Origin of the sequence: Pantoea stewartii subsp. stewartii (assembly GCF_008801695.1) — a bacterium.
In the GTDB taxonomy this organism is placed as follows: Bacteria; Pseudomonadota; Gammaproteobacteria; order Enterobacterales; family Enterobacteriaceae; genus Pantoea; species Pantoea stewartii.
The window spans coordinates 1-17,559 of sequence record NZ_VZPF01000091.1; the positions used below are offsets into that span (position 1 = coordinate 1).

The 17,559-nt window shown below is 43.0% G+C and carries 22 protein-coding genes and 4 pseudogenes; 20 read left to right on the forward strand and 6 right to left on the reverse strand.

The genetic code is table 11. The features are described 5' to 3' along the window. Positions 1-570: 570 nt before the first annotated feature. Genes F7Q90_RS21240 through F7Q90_RS21260 form a run of 5 tightly spaced genes read left to right on the forward strand, consistent with a single transcriptional unit; the run spans position 571 to position 2,157 of the window. Entirely contained in the window at positions 571-1,113 is a 543-nt protein-coding gene (locus F7Q90_RS21240) for a hypothetical protein (protein ID WP_044243569.1), read from the forward strand. After that, the gene (locus tag F7Q90_RS21245; protein WP_044243555.1) at positions 1,110-1,364 is read left to right on the forward strand and encodes a hypothetical protein; all 255 of its coding nucleotides are present in this window, start codon (positions 1,110-1,112) and stop codon (positions 1,362-1,364) included. Before F7Q90_RS21240 ends, F7Q90_RS21245 begins: the two co-directional genes overlap by 4 nt. Then, complete coding sequence (locus tag F7Q90_RS21250) at positions 1,357-1,569, forward strand: helix-turn-helix domain-containing protein (protein ID WP_044243552.1); 213 nt, start codon at positions 1,357-1,359, stop codon at positions 1,567-1,569. Before F7Q90_RS21245 ends, F7Q90_RS21250 begins: the two co-directional genes overlap by 8 nt. Before the next feature lie 58 nt (positions 1,570-1,627). Beyond that, a complete protein-coding gene (locus tag F7Q90_RS21255) occupies positions 1,628-1,873 on the forward strand; it encodes a type II toxin-antitoxin system CcdA family antitoxin (protein ID WP_044243551.1) in 246 nt (81 codons plus the stop codon). Between the two features lie 11 nt (positions 1,874-1,884). Further along, positions 1,885-2,157 carry a CcdB family protein gene (locus F7Q90_RS21260; RefSeq protein WP_006122352.1) on the forward strand — a complete coding sequence of 91 codons (273 nt, stop codon included), beginning with the start codon at positions 1,885-1,887 and terminating at the stop codon, positions 2,155-2,157. Between the two features lie 162 nt (positions 2,158-2,319). On the opposite strand, the pseudogene F7Q90_RS21265 reads toward F7Q90_RS21260, so the two are convergent. From F7Q90_RS21265 to F7Q90_RS21275, 3 genes and pseudogenes are all read right to left on the reverse strand, one after another. After that, a pseudogene (locus F7Q90_RS21265) lies at positions 2,320-3,339 on the reverse strand (MFS transporter); the annotation flags it as partial. Between the two features lie 642 nt (positions 3,340-3,981). Further along, on the reverse strand, positions 3,982-4,371 hold the full coding sequence (locus tag F7Q90_RS21270; protein ID WP_006122350.1) for an H-NS family histone-like protein: 390 nt from the start codon (positions 4,369-4,371) through the stop codon (positions 3,982-3,984). After that, complete coding sequence (locus F7Q90_RS21275) at positions 4,368-4,733, reverse strand: topoisomerase C-terminal repeat-containing protein (RefSeq protein ID WP_141119424.1); 366 nt, start codon at positions 4,731-4,733, stop codon at positions 4,368-4,370. The genes F7Q90_RS21270 and F7Q90_RS21275 overlap by 4 nt, the downstream gene beginning before the upstream one ends. 232 nt (positions 4,734-4,965) lie before the next feature. Here F7Q90_RS21275 and F7Q90_RS21280 point away from each other — a divergent pair, with 232 nt between their 5' ends. The 4 genes and pseudogenes from F7Q90_RS21280 (at position 4,966) to F7Q90_RS21295 (ending at position 9,391) form a co-directional block, all read left to right on the forward strand. After that, positions 4,966-6,159, forward strand: a complete 1,194-nt coding sequence (locus tag F7Q90_RS21280) for an IS4 family transposase (protein ID WP_006122348.1) — start codon at positions 4,966-4,968, stop codon at positions 6,157-6,159. 171 nt (positions 6,160-6,330) lie between these two features. Beyond that, positions 6,331-6,537: pseudogene (locus F7Q90_RS21285) on the forward strand (helix-turn-helix domain-containing protein); the annotation flags it as partial. A gap of 187 nt (positions 6,538-6,724) precedes the next feature. Next, positions 6,725-7,932 (forward strand): IS3 family transposase gene (locus F7Q90_RS21290; RefSeq protein ID WP_085980117.1). Its coding sequence is split into 2 segments (ribosomal slippage): positions 6,725-7,046 and positions 7,046-7,932, totalling 1,209 coding nucleotides; the frame shifts between segments, so codons are not numbered across the junction. A gap of 157 nt (positions 7,933-8,089) precedes the next feature. Then, positions 8,090-9,391: a T3SS effector OspC family protein gene (locus F7Q90_RS21295; protein ID WP_006122344.1), complete on the forward strand. Its 1,302-nt coding sequence runs from the start codon at positions 8,090-8,092 to the stop codon at positions 9,389-9,391. A 1,069-nt stretch (positions 9,392-10,460) separates the two neighbouring features. On the opposite strand, the pseudogene F7Q90_RS21300 reads toward F7Q90_RS21295, so the two are convergent. The 3 genes and pseudogenes from F7Q90_RS21300 to F7Q90_RS21310 form a co-directional block, all read right to left on the reverse strand. Beyond that, positions 10,461-10,694, reverse strand: a pseudogene (locus tag F7Q90_RS21300) (DnaJ domain-containing protein); the annotation flags it as partial. 432 nt (positions 10,695-11,126) lie between these two features. Beyond that, positions 11,127-11,411, reverse strand: coding sequence for a helix-turn-helix domain-containing protein (locus F7Q90_RS21305; protein WP_006122340.1), 285 nt, complete (start codon positions 11,409-11,411; stop codon positions 11,127-11,129). Next, positions 11,401-11,721, reverse strand: coding sequence for a type II toxin-antitoxin system RelE/ParE family toxin (locus tag F7Q90_RS21310; RefSeq protein WP_044243522.1), 321 nt, complete (start codon positions 11,719-11,721; stop codon positions 11,401-11,403). The genes F7Q90_RS21305 and F7Q90_RS21310 overlap by 11 nt, the downstream gene beginning before the upstream one ends. Before the next feature lie 391 nt (positions 11,722-12,112). Between F7Q90_RS21310 and F7Q90_RS21315 the strand changes: the two genes are divergently transcribed. The 11 genes and pseudogenes from F7Q90_RS21315 to F7Q90_RS27945 all read left to right on the forward strand — a co-directional run. Continuing rightward, positions 12,113-12,448, forward strand: coding sequence for a type II toxin-antitoxin system RelE/ParE family toxin (locus F7Q90_RS21315; protein ID WP_001147119.1), 336 nt, complete (start codon positions 12,113-12,115; stop codon positions 12,446-12,448). Then, a complete protein-coding gene (locus F7Q90_RS21320) occupies positions 12,445-12,801 on the forward strand; it encodes a helix-turn-helix domain-containing transcriptional regulator (RefSeq protein ID WP_006122339.1) in 357 nt (118 codons plus the stop codon). The genes F7Q90_RS21315 and F7Q90_RS21320 overlap by 4 nt, the downstream gene beginning before the upstream one ends. Before the next feature lie 467 nt (positions 12,802-13,268). Further along, complete coding sequence (locus F7Q90_RS21325; protein WP_044243533.1) at positions 13,269-13,574, forward strand: hypothetical protein; 306 nt, start codon at positions 13,269-13,271, stop codon at positions 13,572-13,574. Positions 13,575-13,637: 63 nt separating this feature from the next. Beyond that, positions 13,638-13,928 (forward strand): hypothetical protein, encoded by a 291-nt coding sequence (locus F7Q90_RS21330; protein ID WP_044243518.1) that lies wholly within the window; start codon positions 13,638-13,640, stop codon positions 13,926-13,928. 314 nt (positions 13,929-14,242) lie between these two features. Continuing rightward, on the forward strand, positions 14,243-14,458 hold the full coding sequence (locus tag F7Q90_RS21340) for a helix-turn-helix domain-containing protein (protein WP_006122338.1): 216 nt from the start codon (positions 14,243-14,245) through the stop codon (positions 14,456-14,458). Between the two features lie 91 nt (positions 14,459-14,549). Next, positions 14,550-14,879 carry a hypothetical protein gene (locus F7Q90_RS21345; RefSeq protein WP_044243532.1) on the forward strand — a complete coding sequence of 110 codons (330 nt, stop codon included), beginning with the start codon at positions 14,550-14,552 and terminating at the stop codon, positions 14,877-14,879. A 51-nt stretch (positions 14,880-14,930) separates the two neighbouring features. Beyond that, entirely contained in the window at positions 14,931-15,125 is a 195-nt protein-coding gene (locus tag F7Q90_RS21350) for a hypothetical protein (protein WP_006122336.1), read from the forward strand. Positions 15,126-15,192: 67 nt separating this feature from the next. Continuing rightward, complete coding sequence (locus F7Q90_RS27670; RefSeq protein ID WP_257789149.1) at positions 15,193-15,327, forward strand: hypothetical protein; 135 nt, start codon at positions 15,193-15,195, stop codon at positions 15,325-15,327. A gap of 686 nt (positions 15,328-16,013) precedes the next feature. After that, positions 16,014-16,427: a relaxosome protein TraM gene (locus F7Q90_RS21355; protein WP_044243514.1), complete on the forward strand. Its 414-nt coding sequence runs from the start codon at positions 16,014-16,016 to the stop codon at positions 16,425-16,427. A 426-nt stretch (positions 16,428-16,853) separates the two neighbouring features. Beyond that, entirely contained in the window at positions 16,854-17,108 is a 255-nt protein-coding gene (locus F7Q90_RS21360; protein ID WP_071988826.1) for an NAD-dependent epimerase/dehydratase family protein, read from the forward strand. Positions 17,109-17,199: 91 nt separating this feature from the next. Then, positions 17,200-17,340: pseudogene (locus tag F7Q90_RS27945) on the forward strand (SDR family NAD(P)-dependent oxidoreductase); the annotation flags it as partial. Positions 17,341-17,559: the final 219 nt, after the last annotated feature.

Genomic DNA, 17,559 nt, shown 5'->3' on the forward strand with positions numbered 1-17,559 from the left:
GAATATTTTACGGCATTCTCCGCTAATGCTCAGGCGAATATCCCTGAAGGACGTTCTTAACAATTTAACAAGGGTTTACCACAAAATGGTGCTGGTTTATTAGCGTCAATTTGTGGGGATCCCTCAGGGCGCAAGCCCCCATTACAGAAAATAATACGAAAGGTTCATATGAATATAATATCTGCATTATTGCTTTTAATCTTAGCTATAGTAAATCTTATTTTTGCTTATAAATGGAAGGGTTTTCCTCAACCAGTTATTTTATTGGTAATGGCCAATATGGCTTTGTTGAATAATAGGTAATCATTCTGTTTTGTCTGCACTGTTTTGGTAGAAAACGCTGATGCCAGACAGAACACCGTCATACGCAAGCATGTAACGCATTGATTTTATGTTATCTGAAACAACCGTTTTCATAGTACCACAGCATAAAATCCATTTATTCAACAAAGCCGGCCAATATTATTATTAGCGCTGTAATTTTTGGCCTGGAATTTATTAAAGTATAATGAATTTAATTTGGTAATAATGGGTTTTATCTGTAATCAGAAAGGAAAATTAGGTGATAAAATGAAATCGTTCTTTGAACGCTATCAACCCGTTTTTGAAATCGTCGCCCGTCTGCTGGGGAACGGCTGGCGCGTCAATTTGTTGGATGATTGCCAGTACCGGATAAAACTGACCACGCCAGAACTGAAACGCTACGCCATCACGGTGAGAGAAGAAAAAAGCCGCCTGGTCATTCACGGCTTTGTGGAATCCCGCCAGTGGCGTGGGGATGGTGCGCGGTGTGCCGTGTCGCCCTCACGGGGTGCAACGGGTATAGCCGACGATATACGCCGCAAAATACTTAGCGTAGCCTGGGAGGACGTGAAAAAGGCGCAGGAAGCGGAACGGGCGCAGCGTGACACGCTGGAGCAGGATAAAATCATTAAAGGCATGTTAGCGCAGCTTGTGAAGCTGGATAACTGGTACGATGCGTTGACGGGTTTTAAATCGGACAACGGCCTCAGCGGAAAAATCACCGACCACTATAACGGATACGGTTTATTTGTGCAGGGATTGAGCGTGGATCAACTGATAAAACTTACAGGGGCGATCAAACATCTATGAGAACAACACGAAAATCCAAAGGGGATGTGAATTTCTACCTTGAAAAAGAAGGTGATGTCTATCACTTTTTAAAGACAGTTAAAATTCAGGTGGCGAATAAAGAGACCAAAACTAAAAGAATGACGGTAAGTAATTTTAAATTTAATAAAACTGATTCTGATAATATCAATTTTAGTGAGAATGGCTTGAGGTCAACTGATAAAAAATATCTTTTGCAAATGATATCAGATCTTGAGGTGGGTAATGAATAATACACCGGAAAACATAAAAAAATTACGTGAGAAATTGGGGTTAACACAGACAGAGTGCGGGAAGATTTTTGGTGTTGGTCTTAGGACGTGGCAGAAAAAAGAGGAAGCAAAAACACATAACCGGCTAAATCTCTCTAAAGTGGAATTTGAATATCTTCTTCTAATGGCGGGCGAGCATCCCGACTATGTTTTGCGTAAGCGCTAAGCCCTGATATTTTTTATGTGCTATACTTATGCGCATAATCTGTATGCATGAGGTTGTTATGAGAACGAATGTAGCCGAGAAAAAACGCAGTACAAACGTGTACTTAAATGCTGGTTTGCTTGAAGAGGCCAAAGCGCTGGATCTGAACGTTTCCGCGATATCTAACCAGGCTCTGGAAGTGGCCGTTAAGGAAAGCAAGCGTGAACGCTGGATTGCAGAAAACCGGGCTGGTATCGAGGCGTTAAACAGCTTTGTAGCAGAGGCCGGGCTTTTTTCAGATGACGAAAATTTCGGGGTGATTTAGTGAAGCAGTTTATGATTTATAAAAATAAATCCCGGAACAAACAGATATATCCGTATTTTATTGATGTGCAGTCAGAGATGCTTTCGCATCTCAGCACTCGTCTGGTTATGCCTTTAACTCAGAAAGCTAACTCTAATTCACAGGTAAAAGCGTTAACGCCGGTTATCACAATCGGGCAGGTGGATTATGTGGTGCTGGCTTCCATGATAACGACAACGGATATAAAAAACCTGAAAGCTGAGGATGCGGTTATGGATGCTTCGCATTTACGTGGGCTTTGTTGAATAATAGGTAATCATTCTGTTTTGTCTGCACTGTTTTGGTAGAAAACGCTGATGCCAGACAGAACACCGTCATACGCAAGCATGTAATGCATTGATTTTATGTTATCTGAAACAACCGTTTTCATAGTACCACAGCATAAAATCCATTTATTCAACAAAGCCCATCGCCAGTTCTTCGGTTTTACCGTGAAACGCTTTTATCGTTTCACCGATACCCTGCACATACTCCCCGTTATAAATGTCCCGGATTGTGGAGCTGGGGTTCTGGCTGACAAACTGCGCCGCCGTTCTCGCCGCTTTGCGGTCATCGATGCGGTAAAAGTCTGCCGCTTCGCCTTTTTCAGCCAGGCTGAACCCGGCAACGAATAACTCCTCCAGATAGTCGGCGGTGATCCCGTCGATAAGGTTCATCTGGTATTCGGGCTTATTCAGGTCAATTAGTACGAAAGGTTTACCGGCATCCTCACAGGCCTTTTTATACAAATGGGGTGCCCATTCGTCGTTTTTCGGATCGAGAACAAAAACACCTTCACCGGCTAAAATGCTCTGGTAGAGCAGAATACCTGACGCGACGCCTTTACCTGCACCGGTGGTGCCGATAATGTCGGCGTGTTGCGTCTGCCATTCTTTTACGGGGATGTACTGCGGTTCGCCGTCCTTAGTCAGTCCAATGAAAATGCCTTTTCTCAGATCGATATATTCAAACGGATCATATTCGGCTGTTTGTGGCAAAAGCTCTTTCACCTTACGAACATCCGTTCGACCGTCTCTTTCCATGCCGGTTTTTTTAACCAGGCTGCGTTTTGCCTTATCCAGTTCCGGGGAGATTACGCGCCGTAAAAGGATATGCAGGATAAGCCCCGCAGCAGTGAACGCCAGAGATATGCTCCAGCCTAAAAGTGGAATAGCGATTTCTTCCCGCCCCGCATACATGCGTTGCAGGAACCAGACAGGAACCGGCGCAATCGTACCGAAAAGAAAGCACAGCATTGAAAGGCCGATAATAAGTTTCTTCCAGAATGGGGCATTCTGGTGCTCATCTTTTCTGAGCAGGAATATAAACGGCAGCATCACACCAGACAGCAACGCTAAAATCATCTGATGCGTCTGCAAAAACTCAAAAAAATACAATGCACCATTCACTATCGGTGATAGCGAACGGCTTATACGGTCAAATAACATGAGTGAGATCCTTTTGCATTCTCGCCGCATAGCTTCGCCGCACCATCCCGCCGCACAGTGTGCGTCGAGACGATGAGGCGAGAGCGTGAAGCGAAAGAAGGTGGCCGCAGCGCGACCATGCTCGCGGGGGTATACTCCCGCGATCTAACGGCGTGCGGCATTCCGCGCGGGCTGGACGCCCTTACTGCATGTCGCATGGGGGTAATGTCATGGCTGGACGCCACGCCAAAACCCCCGAAGGTCAAAGGCGGCACACCGTCTTGCGCTACGCGCGACCGGCTTTTGGCCGGAGACTTAGGCTCGACGGTGTGCGGGGCAAGCCCCCCACAAAAACCGGCATCTGGGGATGCCTATTTGCTCGCTGGGGCGGCAAATTTTTTGCGGCTCCCCCCGGCTTTTTTCGGCTCACTTGGGGTGAACGCTCAAAAAGTGGGTTCGGCGACGCAAATTAACAATTTCGTTGAAATTGAATTTACTCGCCTCTCACCACTGCGCTGATTTTACGGTCTGGTGATTAGCAATTTTTTCAAAATTGAATCCCCATCCTCGTAAATCTTCGCAGCCTAACGGCAAGGTCAAAGGCAAGGTCAAAGGCAAGGTCAAAGGCAAGGTCAACGAACGAGTTTGTGTTACGCCCTTAAATCAAGGCTTAATGAGAAACGATTCGAGCGATTTACCCGCATCAAGTTCCTGCTGAATAACCACCGGCACGCGGCCAACACCAGACCAGTATTTAGTAATTCCTCCCTCAATATACTGGTATTTAGGTTTACGTTTCGCCGCTTTAGGGGCCGTGTGGATGCTGGCAAATTCATCCTGTGAAAAACCTTCGGCTTTAATCAGTTCAAGCAATTCGAGGCGTTTTGCTTCGCGCTCTTTTTGCTGCTGTTCCAGCGCTTCATGTTCGGCTTTTCTTTCCGTTAAGCTGGCTGTGATCTGCTCGTTGAGCGTGGTAAGGAAAACAAAATCGCACTCCGACAGGAATTTTTTAAGGGTGCGTTTTGAGGACAGTGCTTGCTGAATGGTATTCATAATTTTAACTCTCGTGGCATGTCTTTTGGTGACGGCTTGCTACCATCACGAGGAGGATATTCAAAACCGAGTTCGCCCGTTTCTTTGTTTGCCAGGGTGACAAACATCGAATAAGTGGCGTCGTTTTTCTTGCTCTTGAAACCTTTTATCTCGCCGCTTTTGCCCTTACCGATAATCGTCTTAATCTGCTTTTGTGTGAACTTTTTACCGCGAAACTCAAGCCAGATTTTGAATTTACAGCCGGTACAGGCGCAGGTTTTAGCCGTCATCACGAGCTGAGAATTGCAGGACGGACAATTTACAGAAAGCCGCTCCAGCGCTGAGGAATCCCCAGCAATAGGCGGGTAATAAAAGACAGGCATAGAGTTTTGTGATCTACTGGGCTTTGTTGAATAAATGGATTTTATGCTGTGGTACTATGAAAACGGTTGTTTCAGATAACATAAAATCAATGCGTTACATGCTTGCGTATGACGGTGTTCTGTCTGGCATCAGCGTTTTCTACCAAAACAGTGCAGACAAAACAGAATGATTACCTATTATTCAACAAAGCCGATCTACTGATTGTGTAATCAATTCAATGAGAGCGCCTCTATGCCTGCCCGTCGAGTATGTCAGAATTTCTTTCGTAATGCCTTAGCACCCTTTCACAAATACCGACAAAATGCCCTGCTGGACGCCACCGTTGCGTTAATCAATGGAGCGTCACTGACGCTGACCAGCATCGGTCGCTATTTACCGGGAAGTGCTCAGGTCAAAAACAAAATCAAACGTGTTGATCGTCTGCTGGGTAATGACGCTCTCCATCAGGACATTCCTCTGATTTTTAAGCGCATTACTTCGATGCTGACAAATCAGTTATCTCTGTGCGTTATTGCCGTTGACTGGAGCGGCTATCCCTCGCAGGAATTTCACGTTCTCCGCGCCAGCCTTCTGTGTGACGGGCGTTCAATACCTTTATTAAGCTGGATAGTGCCGTCAGAAAAACAGCAGAACTCACAGATACAAAAAGATTTTCTTGATGCTCTTTTCTGCGCAGTTAACCGACAGGCCCGGGTCATCATCGTCACGGATGCAGGCTTCCAGAACGCCTGGTTCCGGCATATCAAATCGCTGGGCTGGGATTTTATCGGTCGCATCAGGGGGAATATTCACTTGCGCCTGCGCAGCAGAGGCGAATACTGGTTCAGACGTCAGGAATTAAAGGCCAGCCGTAAACCTGCATACCTTGGGCAGGGAACGCTTGCCCGGGCAGAATATGCCCGATGCGATGGGCACTTTTATCTGCATAAAAAAGAATCTAAAGGGCGTAAACACCGGCACTCACGGTGTCGCATAGATCGTAAATCTCAGGCGCATGATGGCCGTTCTGCGGCAAAAGAACCCTGGCTAATTTTCAGCAGCACAGATCACTTCAGACCGCGTGAAATCATGAAGTTATACAGTCGCCGGATGCAAATTGAGCAGAATTTTCGGGATGAGAAAAGCGAACGTTTTGGCTTCGGTTTACGGGCCAGTTACAGCCGCTCTGCCGGACGCATGCTGGTACTCAGCCTGCTGGCAACACTCTGCACAATAGTGCTGTGGCTTATTGGCTGTAACGCTGAGAACAAAGGATTACATCTGAGATATCAGGCCAACAGCATTAAATCGCGGCGTGTTATCTCGTATCTGACGTTAGCGGAGAATATCCTGAGACACTCTCCGCTAATTTTAAAGCGAACGGTGCTGAGCACCATTCTTAATCACCTCGCCAAAACCTACCGAACTATGGTGCTGGTTTATTAGCGCTGATTTATGGGGATCCCTCAGCGCCGTTACTGGTTGCGAAAAAATCAGGGGGTCATGCGTACAACCCCTGATTCCGACTGCCGGAGTGGATCAGGATTTCGGTTCCTGCGTGGATCCCAAAAAGCTGTAGCGCTCTCAAAAAATTTTGGGGGGGCCCGCTTACAACCCCTGATACGGCTGCGTACCCGCGAAGGAATGGCTATTGCCCGGACAAAAGGGAAATTGAGGGGGAAACAACCAAAGCTGTCTGACAAACAGCAGAAGGAGTTATGCCGGATGCATGAGACTGGGCAGTACTCAATCAGTGATCTGGCTGATTTATTTTCAGTCTCACGCCCAACTGTGTACCGGACACTTGTACGTAAAAAGGAATGAAAGAATTCCTACTCGGGTGGATCACTTATACCATTAAACTCTATACCTATATATAGGTAATCATTTCAATGCTGATGAATCTCTGAAAAATGGTTATGATGTAGCCCCCTGAAACACCAGACAGTAGCTGTATCTCCAGATAAGAGATAGGCTTGAATATATGTCTAACACTAACGCCAATTTTGAGATGACCGGGATCCTTTTAGGGCAAGAAGTCCGTAAGCGTAAGACTCCTCAGGAGAAAATCGCCATTATCCAGCAGACGATGGAGCCCGGCATGAATGTCTCCCACGTTGCACGCCTGCACGGTATTCAGCCCAGCCTGCTGTTCAAGTGGAAGAAGCAATATCAGGAAGGCAGTCTCACCACCGTAGCGGCCGGAGAGGAAGTCGTTCCTGCTTCAGAGCTCACTGCTGCGCTGAAGCAGGTCCGGGAGCTCCATCGCCTTCCGGGCAAGAAGACGATGGAAGTTGAGCTCCTGAAAGAAGCCGTGGAGTACGGTCAGTCGCGAAAATGGATAGCGCACGCGCCCTTGTTGCCAAAGGATGGGGAATAGCTCTGGTCAGCCGCGCCATGAGCGTGTCGCGTGCGCAACTATCACTGCGGGTAAAACGTTCTGCCGACTGGCAGGACAGGCGTTGTAACCGGCGTAATGACGAAGCAGACGCTGAAATACTGTCGGGTATCCTCGATATCATCAGCGATATGCCGGGTTATGGCTATCGCCGCGTGTGGGGCATCCTGCGTAAGCAACGTCGTACTGAGGGGCTGCCGCCGGTCAATGCCAAACGGCTTTACAGGATCATGAGCGAGCATAACCTGCTGTTACTGCATAACAAACCAGAGCGGCCGACGCGTGAACATAAAGGTAAAATCGCAGTTGCGGAAAGTGATATGCGCTGGTGTTCAGATGGCTTTGAGTTCGGCTGCGATAATGGTGAAAAACTGCGTGTAACGTTCGCGCTGGACTGCTGCGACCGCGAGGCCATAGACTGGGCAGCAAGCACGGGAGGCTACGACAGCTCGACCGTGCAGCATGTCATGCTGAGGTCGGTAGAAAAGCGCTTCGGCGATAAGTTGCCGGACACAGCGGTGCAGTTGCTGACGGACAACGGTTCCGCATATACCGCGTATGAAACGCGGAGGTTCGCCAGAGAGCTGAATCTGGAGCCCTGTACAACAGCGGTGAGCAGCCCGCAGAGTAATGGCATGGCGGAACGGTTCGTGAAGACGATGAAGGAAGACTATATCGCGTTCATGCCAAAACCGGATGTGAGAACAGCCCTGCAAAACCTTGCAGCAGCGTTCACGCATTACAATGAAAATCACCCGCACAGTGCGCTGGGATACCTCTCTCCGAGGGAATACCGGCAACAGCGGGCATCGTTAACTTAAGATACAAAAGCTGTCCGGAGATGGAGGGTCAAGATCATCTGAAAAATGGTTATAAATTTTTGCATCACAGGTGTAATGAGGAATTTATCACATCGATAAAATTAAAGATTTCACGACATTGAAAATAGAATTGAAACATTACAGCTAGGACAATAGAATGCATATTCTTAACACAAGAACATCCAGTGACATATCTCTTCAGCCTAATGTGGATGTGAAAACAACACACCAAAACAATGAGCAAGGAAATATATTAAATAATATACATGACGTAAAAAACTCACTTGCATGCTTTGGCACGGAAAAACATACAGACAGTGCAAACATAATAAAGAAAACACTCCGAGAGAGGATGGCATCTAAATGCTATTTAACTATGTTCTCAGAAGGTTCTCATTTCAAGAAGGATAAATATAAATTTTCTCCGAATACAGGAAAGGAAGCTTTAGCATGTTTAGATCGGATTTCAAGGGGAAATATTCATGAAATTATAAAACAGACTCAGCCTTTGTCTAAGAAAGAAACATTCCTATTAGCTAAAATAATTGATACAGATGTTGTATTGAGGCATCAAACTAACTCTAAACTCTCAAATAAAGGCACGCTTAATATATTTTCAAACAAAAAACTTCAATCATTAGACACGCCCCCAACGACGCGCGCTTTAGATGAAGAAATTGCTGATTTATCGAATCATGATTTCGTATTCTTTGGCGTTGAATTCTCAGATAAAAACACCATCCACCCTATAAACACAAAATATAAAGGATGGAATTTTGGGTCTAATGCCTATATAGTTAAGGATGAGTTCAAACATGCTTATGTTACATTAGATCATCACTATAGTGGATATGTTACCTCCGATTTTGAACATGAACACAAAGAATTTACATCACAATTTGAAATAGCAGAAAAAGAAATTTCGAACATTTACACAAGCAATAAGGAAGATAATGATATTGCTATGTATTCTACGAAAAGCATGAAGCTCGCCATTGGATTAAATCTGATTAAATTCATACGAAACACTTCAGATATGAAACTAAAAGAGTTCGCTCTGAGTGGCCAGCTAAGTACTCTAGATATTGACAGGTTAATCAATTTCATATTTCAGCCAGAGTATCATTTACCAAGAATGATAAGTACAAAAAAATTTCAGGAGGTTCGCTTAGCAGATATTTCATTGAAAGATGCAATAATGGCTGCGAACTTAACAAGAATTGATGAACTGGTAAAGGATAAAAAGGATGCATATTATGCTATAAAATTAGTTTTATTTCTACACAAAGAAAGGGAAAGCATGACTAATTTAATGGCTAAAAGAATCATTAGCTATATACTGGATAAATGTTCTTTTACGAAAGAACTAAGAGAATCACTAGAGAGTGATGTGATTAAAATAATGAAAGGAAATGTTAAAAACAATGTTTTATCGAAAGTGAAATTTTTCCATTTTTAGAGTGATTGAGGTTAAAAATAGGATAACGGAAATTTCGGCGGTTCCGGCGTAGTACCCCGTTATGGTCACAGAGTGCCAGTCGTAGTGATTTCAAACTGCATGGTTTCTTTTAAACCCCTGCTCAGTACTTCTTTTAAATAACTGTTTTATTACTCATATAAATAAATAACCTGTTCGTCGCCTGTCCTGTGGACAGGCTCCTGAAAACGCCCGCCCTTGCAGCGGACTCACGTCCGCGCCGGTTCGGAAACATCAAAGTAGCGCCCCACGCTAAAGCGCGGGGCGTTCAGAACAGAATCGTGAGAGGGCTAACAGCTTGCCTGTTAGCCGTCGAGGGATTGGACAAATTCAGCAGCGCTGAATGCGTCAGGCTCTTAAACGTGAGTTTACGTTCCACTGAGCACCAACTTACTTAAACCACGCCTGTAACACCGCATCGAAAAGGCTCTTTTCGAACCACATAACAGCGTTCGCTGATAGCCCGTAAAAAAACCGGCTTAGCCGTGAGGGGGATTATCACGGCTAAAGCCGCGATGCTTTCTATGTCCTCGCTGCGCTGCGGTGGTCCCCGGCGCATAGCGCCTCCATGTGCTACGCACATACAAATCATCGCTGTATGCGGCTTTAACGGGTTTAAATGGGGGCAGTTTGGAGTTCGGAAAATTTTGTACGTTAAGAGCATAATTTACACCACCTGGGGAGTGACCGGATAGCTGCGATAACTGCCAACAACCGGCGTTACAAAATCATGTGCATCATGAACGCCTCAGAAGCGTTTTAACAGGTCTTTGAAAGTAAGTAAGGGTATAATCAGTGATTGAGGTGGATAAAGCCGCTTGTAGCGCGTCTGGTGCCTTCTATTTTTTTCAGTTAACCTGACACTATACTGGGGCGGGGCTTTGTTGAATAAATGGATTTTATCCTGTGGTACTATGAAAACGGTTGTTTCAGATAACATAAAATCAATGCATTACATGCTTGCGTATGACGGTGTTCTGTCTGGCATCAGCGTTTTCTACCAAAACAGTGCAGACAAAACAGAATGATTACCTATTAATCAACAAAGCCGATCTTCACCGTAGTTGTAACGTGCTTTTTCATCAGTGCTTTGAAACTGATTAATTTTATCAATGTTAGCCATGATAAAATCAAAAGCTGCATTTACAGCCTTCATCAGTTCAGCACCTAATGGATTACGATCTGGATGATATTTCAAAGCCGCTTTTTTATATGCAGCCTTGATATCCATCTCAGTTAATTCACCTGATAAGCCAAAAACGTTTAATGCTTCCTGAATATTCATGTCTTTCTCCCGCCCGTTTGGGCTACTGGAAAAGATAGGGAACTATTCCCGACCAACAAACCCATTATACCATCAAGTGATGGTATATCAACTAATATTTATTCCTGTATTTAGCGTTAATACTTAGTGACTACATTATGAAAATACAGCGTGCCCGTTACTGGCAAGCCCGCTTTAAACCTTTTCTTAACGCTCTGCCAAGCTGCATTATCATTACATGGGGGGGGGATATATGATGTTAATTCAGAAAGAGCAGTCGCCGCTCGCCGCAGCCGAACGACCGAGCGTAGCGAGTTAGTGAGCGAGGAAGCGGAAGTGAACTGATGTTAAATTGTGCACTGGACGCTCTCAGGTTAAAGCCTTCACTCATTAAAAAGCCACGCTAAGCGTGGCTTCCTTTATAGTCATGGTCAATTCCGTCTAAAAACAGGATCATCCCATGACAATTTTAATGGATGCTCCGCACGCAGCCGCGTATCGTTCCAGTGTTGATACGCTGGCTTTACTGGCGTTTCTCTCTAACTTACTTACTGCTGGCTGAGTGATACCCATGCGCTCCGCAACCTGTGTACTGTTAATGCCAGCATTGCGACGAAGATCGAACAAAAGCGCCTGAAGCTCTTCTTCTTTTTTTTCAGCAAGATAAGCAGCCATCACATCCGGGTTCTGTAAGGCTTTTGCTTTTACTTCTGAGTAAGGAATGCCTTTAACTTTCATTTGTCATTTCCTCAAGTCTGCTAAGTGCTAATTTAATTTCTGAAGGTGGTGTCTTCGGGCTTTTCTTTACGAATGTACGGAGAATGAATATTCTTTTACCTTTAGCGAAAGCAAAAAAAGTACGGGTAATGTCTTTTTTGCCCGCCCTTAATTCAAAAAGGCCATCCTGTATAATATCAGTATGCGGGAAGCGTAATTGATTACCTTGAGTCTCCAGTTTATCAAGCGCCGCAAATGCCTTACCCTGCATAGCACTATCAAGCTCAAGTAATTCCTGCTCTGCTTCAGGATGAAAAATCAGTTCAAACACGAAACAGCCCCTTTCCTTTTATGGTTTAGCTCCGTAGACAAACAATTTTCTATAGCCATATAGTTCATTACATTTTCTCCCTGATACCGAAGCCACATAAGAAGTATAACCAACGGAAAAAATAACTCAAGGGTTATGTATAACTTTTAGGTTATTTTTATCTCTACTTCCTGATGGTAGTTGAATTTTTACAGAATGATTTCTGCGGTGGCACGGATTCCCGGAAAGATTTTAGTTCGATATAAGTATACTTATACAGTACTTGTTTCCGATGGTTCGGGGAAGGCACACAACCACAATATAAATTGTCACTTATAAGAGACAGTTTATATTGACTGTTTGTCACTTATAAGAGACAATGTACACAGATTAAGGGAACGAGGGCGGCAAGATGCCTTACACGGCGAAACGATACCAGACAGAAAACGGTGAGGTTCCATACACCGACTGGATGAAAAAATTAAGACGTAAAGATCAGACCGCTGCGTTAAAAGTGGATTCCAGAATTGCCCGCGCTATGGGCGGTAATTTTGGAGATCATAAATTCGAAAGGGATGGTGTCTGGGAATTACGAGTTGATTATGGTCCCGGCTACAGGGTTTATTATTCAATCGAAGATGGTGAAATAATTCTCCTGCTAATTGGCGGGAACAAAAAAACGCAAACAGCCGATTTAGATAAAGCCGTTAGTTATCTGCAAGATTTTAAAAAGAGGTCAAAAAAATGACAGCCACCAAAAATGTGAAGTCGCTGATTAGCAAAAATGATTATCCGGCAGCAGTTGATCACAACGCCGCCATGATTGAAGAACTACGCGCTGATCCTGATTATGCAAACGCTTATCTTGCTAATGCCCTGGAAGAAATTAACGAGTCTGGTGGCTTAGGTGGTTTTCTTGTTGCGTTACGTCAGGTAATAGAGGCTCGAGGGGGGATTTCCGAAGCCGCTAAAAAATCTGGCCTTGCCCGTCAGAGTATCTACCGTGCATTATCCCCGAACGGGAACCCAACCATCACAACACTGGCACAACTTGCAGCAGTGGCCGGGTTACAGTTCACTCTCAGCAAATCCAGCCACTAATTTCTCAAGTTCCCCCCATAAGCGGGGGCATTTTTGTCACTGACCGTTTCAGTTACCCGCCCCGTAATTCGCGGCTTCAGCCGCTCAAACGCGCAGATACAGCGCCCCGCGCCTATGCTACGCACCGTCACGGCGTACCGTTCGCAAGCTCACGCGCTAACTGCGAAAGGCTAATTGTGCGTTGTAAGTGCTGTAATGGGCTTTGCAGGGCGTGGAAGGGGGAGTGCTTAAATCTGCCTGGTTAGTTCGCCATAACTGGCGAACGTCCCCGGCGCGATGCAGCTTCCAGGTAGAACGTAACCACTGTTCGCGCCTCTTTTCAAAAGCAATGATGTAAATACATTTATATCTTTATATTTTAGGGCAATAAAAATTCTTGCCATACCTGCAAATGCAGGTATAATTTAATCATCGAAAGGGAAATGGTTTCTCTTTCTTCCAAAGCCCAAATTGGGCGGGAGTTCCAGATGAGCAAAGAAATCGCTGTAGAAATTTTGAATCAATTAGGTGGAAATAAATTTATTGCAATGACTGGAGCCAAAAATTTTGTTTGGCTTGAAAATGGTGGACTCATTTTTAAACTTCCATCGAATTTCGCTTGTAATGGTATTAACCTTGTTAAAATTGAACTAGATCCATCAGATACCTACAATGTGGAATTTTTTAAATCCAGAGGTACATCATTAAAAAGCATTGCATCATATACGATGATTTATTGTGACCAACTTCAGGATATCTTCACCGAAACAACCGGACTATATACATACCTTTGATAAGTGAAGGAGTCGCCCCGAAAGGGGCGATAACAAAATAAATTATAGAGTGTAAGGGGAAAAATGGCGAACAACATCATTAATGCAGAGCTGGTATTAGATGTTTTTAAGAAACATGGTGCATATATAACTCTTTGTGAAGTTAACGAAACGGTTAAATATTGCAATGTAAATGGCGGAAACATGCAATGTGGTTTAGATCCTGAAGGATGGGCGCATCGCTTAGCGAAGGAAGAAGCTTATCAACAGGAATGTGAGGCTCAGGAAGGTACTTGTGAAGATGTGCCTTTTGACCAAGGGGAACCAGGAACGTACAGCAGAGATTTACCAGGTTCCGGGGTTGGGAGGGAATAAATGTATGACATATTAAAATTGTTAAATTTATTAATAGCGCCTTGTGCGCTATTGTCATTTTTAAATTTAGGAAATTACTGTCATGACTGACAATGTTGTGAAAGTGAACAAGGGTAACTATTCATATACTATAACGGTAATTAACAATGAACTGTTACAGGTGGTTAAGTACGTAAAGACAAGGAATAAACATACAACAGGTAAAACGAAACGAGAAATTGTATTTGATGAAAACCTAACCAGAGACCAGGCTTTTGCTCTCGATGGCGAGGTTTTGAAAGCGCGTTTACTGGATTTTCTGAAAGGTATAAATAATGAAGAGTAAACCAACGCCAGAACAGGTTAAAGCCGCTCGCATTGCTGCTGGCCTTTCTTTAAAAGAAGCCGCTGATACTTTTGGTTATCAGTTAAATTCATGGCAAATGAAAGAAAGTGCAGGTAAAGCAAGTCGTTCTTTATCTATTGGAGAATACGAGTATTTACTTCTGTTAGCGAATCAACATCCAGAATATAAGATAGTGAGAAAATAGTTGTCACACCTGCAAATGCAGGTATAATATGATTATTGAAAGGGAAATGGGTTCTCTTTCTTCCAAAGCCCAAATTGGGCGGGAGCTTTTAATGAACGTATTAACTTTTAAAAATGATACTGTATCTGTCGGTGATGTATTTGCGTCATCCTGGGGCTATGAGCAAACCAATGTTACCTTCTACCAGGTTCTTTCTGTACATGGAAAGAAAACTGTCACTGTTCGTGAAATCCGCGCTAATTCAGAATATACAGATTCAATGGTCGGCTTTAAGACACTTGTTTTAAATGATTTTACAGGTGAGTGTTTTAAGCGCCAGATTAAAGATTGTGGCGATGAATTAGCGATTAAAATCGAAGATTTTGAAACTGCTTATAAAACAGCACCAGGAAAAAAACACCGCTTTACTTCTTATTATTGAAACTAAAGGGAGGGGGATGCTCCTCCATCTATCGGAGAGAACGGAAGAACAATGGAAAGAGAATTTAGCGCAGTGGCTTCCCTGAAACGCAATGTGAAATTCTGGTTTGAAAGCTGTGGGTGCAATAACGAGCAGGTTATCAGTAATGTGAAAAATTGGTTTGATTTTGCATATTGTCCGGCAGAGCAGGAGCAGGCCAAAAATGAAATAATATCAGCATTAACCAGAGAGGAAAAAAAGATTTGATTGGAGAGGTATCAGGTTGCTGGAACAGCCTGATACCTATGACACTAAACATATAGAGGACGTTCAAATGTCAATGCAGCAGATAATAGCTATTGCTGATTCCCTTGTAAAGGGATGGGAAGTAAAGATACCGGCATTAAAGGCCACAGAATGGGATGAGCTACGTTGGTGGCTGGATTACTTAAAGGGTTATGATATCTAAATAAAGCGGGGAATTTCCCCGCTTTTTCTTTGTCCTGTCCCCCTCGAATTTAATTGCCCCCGTCAAATGTCAGAAACGCAATTTCCAGGCAGGTAATGAACCAGATTGTGCCCGATGATAGATCTAGCCGGCTTTGTTGAATAATAGGTAATCATTCTGTTTTGTCTGCACTGTTTTGGTAGAAAACGCTGATGCCAGACAGAACACTGTCATGCGCAAGCATGTAACGCATTGATTTTATGTTATCTGAAACAACCGTTTTCATAGTACCACAGCATAAAATCCATTTATTCAACAAAGCCGATCTAGCCTGCTTCTTTACCCAGAGTCACCACACCTGCCGCAGGATTTAAAAATCCTTAAAGTTTCTTTATAAACAATGAGTTAGTGTGTTGATTTTCTGTTGCGCTTACAAATAACCCATGAAATGGGACTCCCAATAGAGTCCATACAGAGTCCTTTGGGAGTCTAATTTAGAGTCTTATAAAACTATTACATATAAATCATATGTTTATTTGCTAATTTCATTCTTGTGACTCTATCGGGACTCTGATTTTATATTGTTATAGTCCTATTGAACTCTAATAAAGTTCTAGGTAGACTCCTTTCAGAGTCTGATTTAAGTTGCCCGCGTGTTGTTTAAAATAAAACCAGACTCTAACTCAACTATGGATAAGGTGGTCGAAATGCCAAGAGCGCAGGTTTACATAACTCAGAATAATTATAAAAGAATACAGTCTATCGTTGATGCAAAAAAGGAAGATGGTGCTGACAGAACCGAAGCTAACGTTTCCTCAGTTGCTGCAATGTTACTGGATATTGGGTTGAGAGTTTATGAATTTCAGCAGAAAAAGGAGCAAGAAGAAGAAATTGAAAGTGCGGGTGATGGTAATATTTTAACAGGTTCTGCCGTACTCAATAAAGTATTGCTGGAGAATATATTAAAAACGTCTTATGCTTCAACTATACTTCTTCAAATGGTTGGTAACATTAATGAAGTTAAGGGGATAGAATCCTTTAATTATGATAATGTTAAATTACAAATTAGAGAGAGGCTTGATAATGACTTGGCTTCACTATTTAATGAGGAAGCCAAGTGAAATGTTGGATTTTCTGCTTAAGATATGAAAGTGATGTTATAATTATGGACTTTGAACAAGCTTTCCAATTATCATGTTTATGATTTCATGAGTCATATCTTTAGATATACATTGTGAAAATTTAGAAATGTTAAATGAAATGTAATCTTTGTTGGAATAGAAAAGAGTAATATTACCACCAGAAATTATTTTCTCTCTCTTGATTAATCTTCTTTTCCATAAGAAATGAATGACATAGATCAAGTCTTGTTGTGATTTTTGAAGGTTATCATATATCTGATCTATCGTTGAGATATGTATTCTTTGGGGTTCAAAGCAAGATGTATTGTGTACTCTAAAAAAAGGATTTGTTGTTACATGAATAAATATGCTTTCATCGTTACATTCTAACCTAACTATTGTCTGTCTAGAAAATAAGGATTTAATGTGAAAAATAAAATTATTGTTACAGGACATGCGAGCGGGATAGGATACCATCTGGCTAACAGGTTTCATGATTTAGGGTTCTCCGTAACCGGGATTGATAAAAATATATCAGATGAATTGAATTGTGAAATAGAACAAGTGATTTGTGATTTATCAGATGAAGATTCTGTAACTAGAGTATTTAGCGGTTTGAGTGGATACACATTTGCTGTAAATTGTGCTTGTGTTTCAGGGGTAAGAGAAAAAAATAGTTAATCTTGGGAAAGATGATTTAATTAATTCATGGGAAGAAATATTTATTCCAACATTTTTATCTTTAAGAGAAGAGATAAAAATGATGAATGAAATGAAAAGTGATACACCGTGTAAAATTGTTAACATCGCTAGTTTTACAGCAATGTTTGGTTGTAAAAATATGTTAGCATACAGTGCCGCAAAAGCTTCCATTGTTAACCTTACAAAGGTAGCTGCTGTTGAATGCTCTCCTGGGGTTTTAATCAACTCAGTTTCTCCAGCCACAATCGATACCCCTTTAATTAGAAAAAAATATGATGGAGATCTTCCTGATTATAGTAGGGGTCTGACGCTCAGTGGAACGAAAACTCACGCTAAGCAATGTTTTCTTCCTCCGACGCCTCTTTTAATGGCCGCAGATGCCCTTTCGTCACCAGTTCTGCCAGCGTAAAGGAATAATGGCCGAGCATAT